The 12,254-nt window shown below is 59.9% G+C and carries 13 protein-coding genes; 8 read left to right on the plus strand and 5 right to left on the minus strand.

Features of this window, described 5'->3' with window-relative positions; translation table 11 throughout:
* Positions 1-347 precede the first annotated feature (347 nt).
* The 6 genes from WCL10_RS20100 (at position 348) to WCL10_RS20125 (ending at position 5,951) form a co-directional block, all read left to right on the plus strand.
* Entirely contained in the window at positions 348-758 is a 411-nt protein-coding gene (locus WCL10_RS20100) for a PqqD family protein (protein WP_336897422.1), read from the plus strand.
* A gap of 14 nt (positions 759-772) precedes the next feature.
* Positions 773-1,756 carry a hypothetical protein gene (locus WCL10_RS20105; protein WP_336897423.1) on the plus strand — a complete coding sequence of 328 codons (984 nt, stop codon included), beginning with the start codon at positions 773-775 and terminating at the stop codon, positions 1,754-1,756.
* Positions 1,753-2,448 carry a glycosyltransferase family A protein gene (locus tag WCL10_RS20110; RefSeq protein ID WP_336897424.1) on the plus strand — a complete coding sequence of 232 codons (696 nt, stop codon included), beginning with the start codon at positions 1,753-1,755 and terminating at the stop codon, positions 2,446-2,448. The genes WCL10_RS20105 and WCL10_RS20110 overlap by 4 nt, the downstream gene beginning before the upstream one ends.
* Entirely contained in the window at positions 2,445-3,110 is a 666-nt protein-coding gene (locus WCL10_RS20115; protein ID WP_336897425.1) for a glycosyltransferase, read from the plus strand. Before WCL10_RS20110 ends, WCL10_RS20115 begins: the two co-directional genes overlap by 4 nt.
* Before the next feature lie 127 nt (positions 3,111-3,237).
* Positions 3,238-4,818, plus strand: coding sequence for an ABC transporter ATP-binding protein (locus WCL10_RS20120; protein ID WP_336897426.1), 1,581 nt, complete (start codon positions 3,238-3,240; stop codon positions 4,816-4,818).
* Positions 4,815-5,951 (plus strand): nucleotidyltransferase family protein, encoded by a 1,137-nt coding sequence (locus WCL10_RS20125; RefSeq protein ID WP_336897427.1) that lies wholly within the window; start codon positions 4,815-4,817, stop codon positions 5,949-5,951. The genes WCL10_RS20120 and WCL10_RS20125 overlap by 4 nt, the downstream gene beginning before the upstream one ends.
* Here the strand turns inward: WCL10_RS20125 and WCL10_RS20130 are convergent.
* On the minus strand, positions 5,913-7,010 hold the full coding sequence (locus tag WCL10_RS20130) for a sterol desaturase family protein (RefSeq protein WP_336897428.1): 1,098 nt from the start codon (positions 7,008-7,010) through the stop codon (positions 5,913-5,915). The two genes, WCL10_RS20125 and WCL10_RS20130, sit on opposite strands and share 39 nt — an antisense overlap.
* Positions 7,011-7,521: 511 nt before the next feature.
* Between WCL10_RS20130 and WCL10_RS20135 the strand changes: the two genes are divergently transcribed.
* Entirely contained in the window at positions 7,522-8,751 is a 1,230-nt protein-coding gene (locus WCL10_RS20135; RefSeq protein ID WP_336897429.1) for an integrase arm-type DNA-binding domain-containing protein, read from the plus strand.
* Between the two features lie 164 nt (positions 8,752-8,915).
* Here WCL10_RS20135 and WCL10_RS20140 read toward each other — a convergent pair whose 3' ends face one another.
* Positions 8,916-9,203, minus strand: coding sequence for a hypothetical protein (locus WCL10_RS20140; RefSeq protein ID WP_336897430.1), 288 nt, complete (start codon positions 9,201-9,203; stop codon positions 8,916-8,918).
* Positions 9,204-9,270: 67 nt separating this feature from the next.
* Positions 9,271-9,645: a DUF6804 family protein gene (locus WCL10_RS20145; protein WP_336897431.1), complete on the minus strand. Its 375-nt coding sequence runs from the start codon at positions 9,643-9,645 to the stop codon at positions 9,271-9,273.
* Positions 9,646-9,718: 73 nt separating this feature from the next.
* Between WCL10_RS20145 and WCL10_RS20150 the strand changes: the two genes are divergently transcribed.
* Positions 9,719-10,039: a hypothetical protein gene (locus tag WCL10_RS20150; RefSeq protein ID WP_336897432.1), complete on the plus strand. Its 321-nt coding sequence runs from the start codon at positions 9,719-9,721 to the stop codon at positions 10,037-10,039.
* 48 nt (positions 10,040-10,087) lie between these two features.
* On the opposite strand, the gene WCL10_RS20155 is transcribed toward WCL10_RS20150, so the two are convergent.
* Together WCL10_RS20155 and WCL10_RS20160 are read right to left on the minus strand one after the other, a co-directional pair.
* Positions 10,088-10,510 (minus strand): terminase small subunit, encoded by a 423-nt coding sequence (locus WCL10_RS20155; protein ID WP_336897433.1) that lies wholly within the window; start codon positions 10,508-10,510, stop codon positions 10,088-10,090.
* A gap of 112 nt (positions 10,511-10,622) precedes the next feature.
* The gene (locus WCL10_RS20160; RefSeq protein WP_336897434.1) at positions 10,623-12,143 is read right to left on the minus strand and encodes a DUF3987 domain-containing protein; all 1,521 of its coding nucleotides are present in this window, start codon (positions 12,141-12,143) and stop codon (positions 10,623-10,625) included.
* Positions 12,144-12,254: the final 111 nt, after the last annotated feature.

Here is a 12,254-nt window from a genome sequence, read left to right on the forward strand (position 1 = left end):
GTATTTAACCGCTGGACTCTCGTTATGACTGAGGGACTGCCGGGGGGCAGGTCACTTCCATTTGGATAATGAAGAAACGAACCACAAGCTATTGCTTAGATTGATAAAAATTTGAAATAGGCACTAAGCCCGTCATGCGTTTGCAGAATGCACGAATGATCAGCTCCATTCGCACGGTAGGGTTTGGTTATTGGGTGCAGGATTGTCTTGAGGCTCACGGGGCTCCGCCTCAAGAGAGTTTTGTAGAGAGAAGGCAAGTGCCACTTTTCACAATGGTCCCGCTTTGGTACGCCTGAATGCGGGCTGCGGCATGCGAAAATGTGGCGGTTTTCTGGGGGTGCATCGTCGTGGCTGTTAAATATCGTCTTAATGAGGAATCCGTTGCGCAAGAGGATATCGATGGTGAAGTGATTGCTATAAATTTCATCACGGGCGCTTATTACAGTCTTCGCGACACGGCAGCAGACATCTGGCGGCTGGTTGTTAGCGGTTCCAGCGACGAAGCGCTGGCAGATGCGGCATTTTTGGCTTCTGATCTTCCCGAAGCGCGCACGCAGGTGCTTGATTTCATATCCGAACTGGTCGCGCTTGAGCTTTTGAAGCAGCACGAGGGCCAAAAGTCTGGCGATTCGGAACCCGTTTTCGGCACGCCGTATATCGCACCGGTGATCGACAAGTTCGAGGACATGGCAGAGTTCATCAAGCTCGATCCCATTCACGAAGTGACGTCTGCCGGTTGGCCGATTGCCGCGCATTGAGGCGCACCGATCTTATGCCCGAAGCGGCAGCGGGCTTGTCTGGAATGGATCCTAAATCTTACGGGCTGTGCCTTGCTCTGCGCTGCGCCCCCGAAGTCAGCGACATGATTGCCGCCTTTGCGCCGGGCGCAATTGAGCGCGGCAGCCAGGCAAACCTGTTGCTTCGTTTCCGTACTGGCGCGCTAGCCGATGCTTTGCATGCCGATCCGGCTTGGGGTGTGTCTGGCTATTTGGCTCAGCGCCAGCCTGTTAGCGTGCGCACGCCAAAAGGGCGTCGCTATTTCGATCCAGTGACCCGGACTCTTGCCATGCTAGAGGGAGATTCCGGGACCTTGGTAATCGAGGACCCTGAGGCGTTGCCGCCATGGGTCCGTGCTGCACCGGGGCTGCGCGTGATTGACTGGTGGGCCACCGCCAATGGCATGCTGGCAACACATGCCTGCGCCGTGGTCATTGGGGGCAAAGCCATATTATGTGTCGGGCCTTCGGGCAGTGGCAAGTCAACACTTGCGGTCGATGCGGCGCTCCACGGGTATGGCTTTATCGGTGATGACTATGTGCTGGTCGATCCCACTTCCATGCCGGGCGGTGTTTACGTCCATCCCCTATATCGTTCCGCCAAGCTCATGCCGGCGCGCCTTCCCGCAGGTCTCGACGCTCTGCCCTGGTTGCCTGCCGACGATCGCGAAGACAAGCATGTCTACCTTTTGCCCGAAAGCCAGTGCCATGGGTCGGCGCAGATTGTCGCGGTGGTTGCCCCGCACATAGCGCGTGCCGCGTTTCCCGAGCTTCGGGAAGTGCGCGGGTCCGACATCGTGCGCCATGCCGCTCCTTCCATCCTTAAGCAGCTTTCGGGTGATGAGCCGCAGAAACTTGCTGCGCTTGCCCGCATCGCGGGCGCTTTGCCTTGCCACACTCTTGCACTTGCGGATGATGGTCGGCGCAACCTCGCTGCGCTTGAGGCGCTCGTGACGCGATTGACAGCGGCGAACGCATGAGCAGCCGCGGTGCAGAAGGGATGCGCATCGCCAGTATCATCCCCACCCGGGATCGCGCGCATATGGTGGGCGATGCCCTTGCCAGCCTGTTGGCACAGACTCGTCAGCCCGACACAATCATTGTGATCGATGACGGGTCGGTCGATCACACAGCCGAAGTCCTGGCCGGATTTGGCGACAAGCTTACTGCTTTGACTTTGCCGGGTCTCGGCCCTTCGGCTGCGCGCAACGCTGGCTTGGCACACGCAACGGACGATTGTGTGCATTTTCTCGATTCGGACGATGTGATGCTTCCTGGTGCGCTGGCTGCGCTGGAGCTCGCGCTGACCGATGACGCTGCAGCGGACTATGCGTGGGGCATGCTCCATATGGAGATCCTGCCTGGCGGCGCCATGCAACATGCCAATTGGCCCACCGAACCGGCACACATTTTCCAGGTCGACGCGTTACTGTTTCGACGCGGGCAACTGCTCGACCTTGGCGGTTTTGACGAACGGCTGCGCTATGGGGAAGACCTTGATCTCTATGCGCGGGTCAATGCTGCCGGATGGCAAGGTGCCAAAGTGCCTCATGTCGTTGCGCGCAACCGCCGCCATGCGGGCAACATGACCACCGACAAGCCTGGTGCCCTACGTGGCATGTTCGATGCTGCCCGGCTTGCAGCCCGGCGGGCGCAGGGGATCAAGGCATGACGGGCTTGCTCACGCTGATTACTGCCGTCCGCGATGGCATGCCTTTCCTTGCCGAAATGATTTCCTCTGTGCGCGAGGGCCAACCAGCTTTGCCGCACATTGTGATCGACGACGGTTCGCGCGATGCCACACCTGACACGCTCGCAAACCTTGGCGACACGCTGGACGTGGTCCAGCTACCGGAATCGGGTGGGCCGGCAGCCGCATTGAACATCGCGCTGACCCGGGTGAAAACACCGTGGTTCATGATGATCGATGCCGATGATCTGTTGGAGCCCGGATACATTGCGCAAGTTCTCTCCGTGCTGAAGACCGAGCCCATGCCTGATCTCGTCTATGGCCAGTGGCGCGAATTTGGGGATGCCGCAGCGAGGGTCCGCTGGGCAGTGCGCGAGGAGCAACGCACCGGCTATGTCACCAGCGGCACGGTGATGCGTACCGCGCTTGCTGCACGGTTGGGCGGGTTCGACCCCTCTATCCGCTTCGGTTACTTCATCGACCTGCGCATGCGCGCGATCAGCGCTGGGGCGAGCGAACTCGTGTTGCCCAGCTTGGCGACTATGCGCAGAATTCATGGTGGCAACATGACGATCCAGGAACCTGAGCGCATGCGCGATTTTCTGACGATTGCCCGGGCTGCTGCCGCGCGCTCGCGCACCTGAGAAGTCGGTCTTGTACCCTTCTGCCACTTTGGAAAACATCGGTGCGGGCGGCGCGGCTGACGCTTGGCTCCGGTTCTGGCGAGACACAGCTGGGCATCGTGGCCGGCAGTGTCTGGCTCTTGGCGCGGTGCTGCTGCGCGCGCTGCTGCTGGTGGCGACGACCGTATTTCTCGCCCGGCTGGCCCAAGGGCTGCGTTCGGGCGCAGGGACGCAGGCAATTCTGGCGGCGGCGGCCATGCTCGCCTCGGCATTCGTTGGCTATGGCAGCCGCATTGTGGTGAGCTTGGCGGTGAAGGATTACGTCACCGTACTGCGCAATGCGCTTGTCAGTCGAATTCTGACGATGCCGATAGATCGGCTGCATCAGGTGGGACCCGATGCCTTGCGCTTCAGCACGGTGCGCGATTGCGAGATGATCGACATGATGCTCAGCGCCATTCTAGCTATGGCCTTTCCCGCATTGGTCATGGCTGCGGTGGCCTTTGTCGGGTTGGCCGTGTTGGCGCCGAGCGTGGTTCTGCCGTTGGCAGTGGTGTTGCTTGCCATTGTCTTTGCTCGGCGCCTGTGGACGCGCCATTTGCACCAGCGCATCGCCTTGTCGCATGGGGCGCTGGCGCAGCTTGACGAGGTCTTGGCGGGGTTGCTGCGGCGGCATGAGCTGGCGGTCAGTAGCGCGCGTGAAGATTTCGAGGCTGATTTGTGCGCCAAGGCCATCGACCGGACCAACGGGCGCAATATGGCCGCCGTTCACACCATCGCGCTGGTGGGAGAACTCGATGGGCTCATCATGGGCTGGGCAATGATCGGCGGCATTGCCTTGCTCGTGGCAGGAGCGGTGGATGCCACGTTCTGGGCACATACTGTGCCGGCGCTATTCCTGTTGTTCATCCTGCGCGGCGCCATGCATACGCTCACGCAGGCTGGTCGGGACATGGCCGAAGGTGGCGCGGCATGGACACGGGTCAAGGCGCTCCTAGCTGAAACCGGCGCGGCACAGATGGCCGTCAATCCTGCCCCATACGCTTGGCAAGTGGAAGCTAATGCGCTTGACTTTGCCCACGGTCAGAGCCCGGTGCTGCAAGGCGTCGCGCTGAAGCTGCACGGGGGCAAGGTGACGCTGGTTACGGGTACGAACGGGTCGGGTAAGACCACGCTGATCCGTTTGTTGCTAGGGCTCTACTCTCCATCTGGCGGCCGGCTTGAAGTCGACGGTATGGATTTGGGCGCCGTCGAGCAGGAATCCTATCGCCGCGGTATTGGCTATCTGCCACAGGCGCCGGTATTTCTGGCTAACTCCGTGCTCGCCAACGTGGCATATGGCCAGCCTGATGCCGACCCGGCAGCCGTGGCAACGGCGATTGCCACGGTAGGGCTGGCAGGCGCGATCAGCGCGCTGCCCGAGGGCATCTGGACTATGCTCGATGATCGCGGCAGTCCGCTTTCGGGCGGCCAGCGCCAGCGGCTGGCGCTGGCGCGTGCAATCTTTGGTCATCCGCGTCTGGTTGTGCTGGATGAGCCGACCAACCATCTGGATGCAGGAGGTAGCGAAACTGTCGCCCGATTGATACGTGCCTTGCCTGGCGCGCCGGCAGTCTTGATCATCAGCCACGACCCAATCTTGGCAGACCTCGCCGATTTTCACTTTCGGCTGGCTGGCGGACGGCTTGAGCCTGCAGCAGCGCCCGCAGTGGCAAAGGGTGTGCAATGACTATCCACGATTACGTGCCTGATACCATGCAGCAACTGCTACTCACAGCGCTGCTCGCGCCGAACGAGACCGCGGCTCGTGCCGCTGCGGATTGGCTCGACCGTATCGATTTTGACGCAATCGCCGAAGGCGACATCCGGTTGATGCCGATGTTCAGCTACCGCCTGACCGAATTGGGCATCGACCATCCATTTTCCGGTCGCATTCGTGGGCTGTACCGGCGTGCCTGGTATATCGATCGCACCATGCGACATGATCTTGCTGTGGCCTTGGCCGGGATCGCCAGCGTATCGCGTGCACCGGTGGTCCTCAAGGGACCCGCACTGGGGGTGTTCGCTTATGCCAACCCGGCCTTCCGACCATTTGCCGATCTCGACGTTCTCGTGCCGCCAGAGGATCTTCGAAATGTGCTCGATTATCTAGAGGTGCCGGGCACAACTGTGGACGATCCCGTTTTCCACGCCGTCACGGTGCGCCTCGCCAACGGGCGTGAGATCGACATCCATCGCTCGCCTTATCACATGGCCTTTCAGCCCCATCATGTCGGTCCTCTGTTCGGGCGGCTGCGCCCGCTGGCCGCCGGGTTGATTGCACCCGGAGCGCCGGCCTGCTTCACGCTGGGCGATGCGGACCAATTGCTCCATACACTAGCGCATGGGCTGAGGGCTAATGTAGTCGCACCGATCCGTTGGGTAGTCGATGCTGCGATGATCGTTCAAAGGGCCGGCGGCTGCTTTGATTGGGGCTTATTCATCGCCGAAGCTCGCCGACTGGAACTAGAAGCCCCGGCAGTTCTGGGCCTGCGCGAGGTCAGTCGGTTTTGCATTCTGCCGGGCTTGATTGAGACATTGGCCAGCTTCGAACGGGACACAACCGAGCGGGTGCTGCGCCGCTACCGCGCTGAAGCCATGGACCAAGGGCCGGTCAATATCTGGGAAAAGACCCGTCGCAATGCTAGTGGCCTGGCACGATTGCAGTTGTTTGCAAGCTTCTATCGCCGCGTATGGGGCGACGATTATGTCAGCGAATTTTTCCGCAAGCTCTTTCCGGCCCTCGGCAAAGTAAGCCGCTCTTGTATGCTTTGGTTAACAGCGTCATTCGCGCGTGTCGAGCCTAACCCGCCGGGATCGTGAAGGTGAGCTTGGTTCGGACACATGGCCTTTGAGGAAGGCGGCAAAGCTCTTAGCCGGCGGGATGTTGACCATGCCCGTTTCCGGTAAAGCGCCGGGTTGCGGCTTGAGATATGTGCCGAAAAGGCGGTCCCAAATCGTTAGATAACTGGCATAGTTGCGCCCCTTGCTGGCACCAAGCCTGTGGTGTTCAAGGTGCGAGCGGCTATCAACTAGAAGCCAGCCCAGCGGCCCCCAGTTGATCGGGGCACGCGTATGAATCCAACTCCCCACTATAAGCCCCCAGAGCGAAAGCACTATCGCCAATGCGGTGTCGATGCCCACCAGGCGCATAGCCAGCACGGCGCAGCACTGTTGTACAAATTGGTCCATCGGATGCGTGCAATTGTTGACGGCATCCATGTTTTCGTGAGCGTGATGCACGGCATGAAAGCGCCACAGCACAGGAATCGCATGCGTCAGACGATGCGAGATATAAGCGGCTGCATCGATCAACAGAAGCTGCAAGCAAAGCAAAAGAACTTGAGCCAGAGGTCGCCAACCTGCAGTAAAATGCGTGGGAGAAAGCCAAAGAAGCGCTTGATCATGTGGTAGCTTTATACGCGCAAACAAAAGCCAGATCATCGTCAGATTGACGACGCCTAGCACCATATTCCAAGCTAGCATTCTGGACGTGAAACGCCAATCGCGGACAGGTCCTTCGGCCAGACATTCAGCCCCGACAAACACAAGATATGTCGCCAGTTGGCAAAGCAGTAGCAAACCAGCCAATTGGCAATTGCGTACCAGCCATTGCAGTGGGCCCAGCCAATGCCCGTCTAAAAAATCACGAAGGGGTTGCAGGTTAAACCCCGAAATAGCGACAAACCCGGTATAGCGCGCCAGCACGATCAGGGAGAATCCCGCGATCAACAGGGCATAGGCCCAAGCCAAACGCCAAGGCATATGGTTTACAAAGTGTTTTGTTGCGCCCGGACAATCCTGCTCGATATGCATCCGAGAATTCTTACCTGCTTGGCTTTGATAAAAATAATTTTGGCATATGATTTTGCGTCTGTCCATCGCATGGGCTCTTCCCTGCTGGAACTTTAGGCCCAGCGCGCAGGAATTTCCCAGATCATCACGAAAAAATTTCTCGTGGCCCCATCCCGTGACAGATGCCCAACGCCAAGGACCGCCCCCCCGGGGGGTAGGGGGGCGTTGAATTGGGCGAGCGGTTGCTGGCCAGTGTCCTTTGGCCCTTTTGATGTGGCAAACCAGAAAGCCATCCGAAGCCACCGGCCTAAAGCCCACGAGTTATCGGGGAGCCATTATGGGAACCTCGGGAAAAATTGACATTTTATCTATATGAATCAATGGTTATTGGCGGACAGGGTGTCCGCCTAATTTGATTTTCTCTGCGATGCAGAAAGTTGCAGAGATTAGCAAAAGAGCCCTTAAATCCGCCATATTTCGTTGCACACTGCTTCAAGCAGATGCAGTGTGATGCCCTGAACCTCACGATCATAGTGGGGCCGAAAGTGGGGCCGGTCAAACCAGAAGTGGGGCCAGCCGCAAGCAAAAGGTGGGGCCGATGGCACAGCGTACTCTCAACAAGCTCAGCGCGACCTTTGTCGCAAAGACCAAGGATCCCGGCAGGCATTCCGATGGCGGGGGCCTCTACCTGGCGATTGACGGCGACGGGCGGAGGCGCTGGCTGTTCATGTACACCCGCGCCGGGAAACGCACCGAGTTGGGCTTGGGCAGCGGGCGTGATCTGAAGCTAGCCGACGCGCGCACCCTTGCCGGTGAGATGCGCGCCGCGATCGAGCGCGGCGAAGATCCGCGCTCCGTGCGGGCCAAGGACAAACCCGGCCAGACGTTCGGCGAGTTTGCCGATGCCTTCGTGGCCCACAAGAAGCCCTCGTGGAAGAATGCCAAGCACGCGGCTCAATGGGAAATGACGCTCACTAAGTACGCGGCGAAGCTGCGCCCTATCAGGCTCGACCAGATCACCACCGCAGACGTGCTGGGTGTTCTCCGGCCATTGTGGACAAAGACGCCCGAGACAGCCGAGCGTTTGCGCGGCAGGATCGAGCGCGTCCTTGATGCGGCAAAGGCCGTCGGACTTCGCAGTGGTGAGAACCCGGCGCGGTGGAAGGCCAACCTCGACACCTCGTCACTGGGAGACCGCACACGGCTCAACCGCGGGAACCACACTGCATTGCCGTACGAACAGCTTCCAGCGTTCATGCAGCGCCTGCGGACGCAGCGCGGCACTGCGCCCTTGCTGCTCGAATTCACGATCCTGACCGCCGTGCGGACGGGCGAGGCCTTGGGGGCCAAGTGGGGCGAGATCGACTTCGGCAAAGCCGTTTGGACAGTCCCTGCCGAACGCATGAAAGTAAAAGCTGCGAAGGAAGGGACGGGGCAGCACCGCGTTCCGCTGTCAGCCCGCGCCCTCGAACTGCTGCGCTCGATCCACGACACGTTGCCCGAGGCAGACCGTCAGCCAGACAAATACGTCTTTGGCCGCACCCCGACCGACATGCTGTCGAACATGGCAATGGGGATGCTGCTGCGGCGGATGGGCGTGACGGTAAAGGACACGAGCAGCCCGCCCAAAGACAAGTTCGTCACGGTTCACGGCTTCCGCTCGACCTTCCGCGATTGGGCCGCCGAGACAACGCCATTCCCGCACGAGGTCTGTGAGATGGCATTGGCGCACACGATCAAGAACAAGGCCGAGGCGGCCTACCGGCGCGGCGATTTGTTTGAAAAGCGGCGCGCGCTCATGGCCTCGTGGGCCGCATACTGCGGCTGAACTGTCTACGGTCGATCGAGCCTCGGGAGATTGCCAGTTATTTGGCCGCCGGACTTGCGGGTGCCCGCTGCAAAGCAGGGCCCGACGCTCGACGACGAGCTAGGAGAAAACTGGGGGCAACGATGGCGCAACTGACTGGACCGTGCGCGCTCGCAGAACAGGCATCACTTCCCAACAAAAGCGCAGAACCCGCCGACAATCTTGTGTCGTATCCAGCCATCCTGCTTTCGGCCGCCATAGGTAAACTCGGGGTTGGTCCACGTCTCATAGCCGCGCTCTGACGCGTCCCCCGCTTCGTACTGGAGTATATCAAAGCAGTCCTCCAGCTTGTTGTATCCACCTAGATAGAAGTCTCGCTCGGCCCCCTTTTCGTCCTGAAGGACCAAATAGGCCTTGTACGGCCCGCGTTCGTCGGTGCCAATCTCGCCACAAGATCCAAGAAGAAGGGCCACACAGAGACACCCTGCCGGCAGAGTTCCCGGCTTCCGCATCATATTGCTGTTTCCCGAATGCCAGCGATCACAGGGAGTGCACCCATCGTCGTTTCGCAACCAACCACGCGAACGCAAACACAGGTATCGTTGCAAGGTTGATGATCTGCCAGTCGGATCTTTCCAAGTGGATGCGAAACACCGGGTTGTAGAGGATGGCCACCAGCCCCAGCGCCGTCGACATCCAGGCCCCGCGAGCCTGCCACGAATGAAAGGCGCAGAGCCCAGCCGCGCCGCACACCGCGATCCGAAGGAGCTGGTAGTAGCCGTATGGCATTGACGCGAAGGCTGCGACCAGCAGGAGGACTGCCGGCACCAGATACACAGGGAGCGGCATCGGCGGCAGCACAGTGGGCGTGGTTGCCTGTAGCTTTGTCGTCTGGTTGCTAGGTCTGTCGATCATTGCGGGCCCCATGCAAAGCTCGGCGGGCTGTGCTGCTCGGCTGGCAACGGCCAGCTCGCTCCGCGTGTCTATCATGCTGGCGATCGAGTGCCAGCGTTCATCCACGGCCGATGCGCTGGCAGCACTTGCCCGACTCAGCGCCGCAGCGCTTTGTCTCGGCATGGGTTCCCAGCGCCTCGACAAGATCAACGACTTCAATCGCCACGGGTATGACCTTCGCGTTGCCTGCCGATGCGGGCACGTCTCAGTGCTGAACAGCCTTGCCGTCACAATGGCTTGTGCAGCGCGAAGCCTTCCGCGCGATATGTCAGCGATCTCGGCGCGGCTGCGTTGCTGCCAGTGCGGCGGACGGGAGGTGAAGATCGGACCGATCGAACGGGACCGTGCAGTTTAAATCGCTGCACGATGGGGAAACCTGTCAATCGCCGGCGCCAGAGAGGGGTCAGTTCACGGCGCCGCTGCCGGTCATCTGCACTAGCGCTTGGTCGAACCTCTTGATCTGGTCGGCCAACTCCTCCGCCGACAGCTCCTGCAACGGCTTGTCGTCGCGGTGGCCGGCATCTTTCGAGAACAACCGCGCGGCTTCCCACACTGTGCGCGAAGCGCTCACGCGGGCACTTGCCGCAGCGCCCTTGTCCTGCATGACCTCAACTAGCGTTTTGTAGGCGATGCGCACGCCGTCGGTGTTGATCAGCCGATCCTGCTCACGGCGGATCGCCTCGATCACATGGGCCTTGCGCATAAGCCGGTACGCCTCCTGCCCCGGGGAGCCGTAGCCCGCAGCGCGGGCCGCTTCCGTGGGGGTGCAGCCCATGGAGACAAAGTGATGGACGAAATGTGCTTGCTGGTCAGTCAGAGCGGGCATCGGAGAAGCCTCCTTAAGTGGTAAAATGATACCACTCCACGTCGAGGTATCCTAGCCTGTTTGGCGTTCCCAACATGTCAGACCATGAAGCCAAGTAAGCTATTCGAGCTATTTAATTGCTGGTGGAGTAAACGAGAGGGTTCACTTCCCAATCGATACTCTTACGCCCTGGCTTGCCATCTTGCCGCTCGCCAACGAAGCGGATCAGGCCATAATCCCGCAGAGTCTCGCATGCCGCGTTCATTGCCTTCGGTTCCCGCAATCCAGTCGGGCAACCTCCGCCGGTTCGAAGATTCGAGGCGTTGAACCGGCTAGGGCGGTTCTTCAGGATCCAGTGCGCCAACGCTGGAGCATGGCGATCGCCCTCGGGTGTTTCAGCGTCCTGAAAAATCCGAAGGGCCATCGGCTTGAAATACTCTTCGATCAGCGTGATGCCTGATGTGATGGAGCGCTCTGACACCTCTGTGACGGTGTCACCGAAGGTCATACCGTCAGGGTCCACTGCCCACCAAAGATACTCAAGGATCAAGGCAAGGCGCAGAAGCATCCCGGGCATCTTTCCATAGTGCCCTTTTAGAAGTGAACCTGTTGGGAGCGAACGCCCATGTTGCTCCCACCAACGTGAGAAGATCTCTACACCTGATGAGCTTACGGGAATGACCGCCGGCACAGCTTCACCCATGCCACTCCGGATGAGGTTGAGACTGCTTAGACGCCACATTGCACGAGATGCGGTCTCGTCGAGTGTTACTCCGGCGGTCCAGGTCGGCTCTAACTTGTCGGGCCAGAAATATAGGAAGCGGGCACTCAGTCCGTCGTCGACCTCCTTCAAGATGTTCTCGACAAGTCGCTCAGGCTGGATCCCGCCGACCACTCCCACGGACCATCGGGGGATATCGATCGGCTCTGGATGCTTGATCCTATCGATACGATGGGGGTGCCCATTGTAGGCCATGAGCCAATCCTGGCGCCCGCCATCCATGCCGTAGCGGTTGAAGTCGTTCAGCCAGCCAGCCAGCTCGTCGCGCTCAAAGAGGAGCCCTTTTTCGTTCTGGCTTGCCAGAAGCGCAAGTTTCTCACGCGTTGCGTCATTCACCTTGATCCGCGAAAGGATTGGATAATTAGGTAGAATAGCTTCCTTTGGCTTCTTAGGGGCCGGTTCGCCGGCCTCCACAGCCTTCTTCGTAGCAGCCTTCCATACGGCCTCCGCAACGTCTGCGCCTACTTTCGCTTGGTCATAGGCTTCCAATTCGCTCTCGAATTGCTTGCGCCGTTCTCGCTCAATCGGATCGAGCAAACTAAGCACAGGCCGCATTCCTGGCGTCTTGCCAGCGGACGGATCTCCAACCAACATCCCCCAGAGGTGGGCCGCCTCAATCCAGTTCTCTTTCGGAGAGATGCGCCTGGCGTTGCCAATCAACGTTCCAGAGACGGCGAGGAGCGTCCCCACGACATAGTCAAGCGGTGCGCCTGCCCCTCTCGCAGCATCTTCACACCATTTTGCAAGCGCCGGATGGAAGACGTTGTTCGGAAAAGAGGGTGGCTTACGCCTAGAACCATGAAGGATGCTCAGATCGAGCGGGTTGAACTCCTGCTTCTGCTTCTGCTGGAGCGGCGCGGGAGGTTGCGCCACCCTGCCTACCCTCGGCCTCGACATTCCTGCCGTCAGCCCACTTTCCACGGTCGCGCGTGACCTGCCCCCCGGCAGTCCCTCAGTCATAACGAGAGTCCAGCGGTTAAATAC

The organism is Novosphingobium sp. (genome assembly GCF_037133355.1).
GTDB lineage: Bacteria > Pseudomonadota > Alphaproteobacteria > Sphingomonadales > Sphingomonadaceae > Novosphingobium.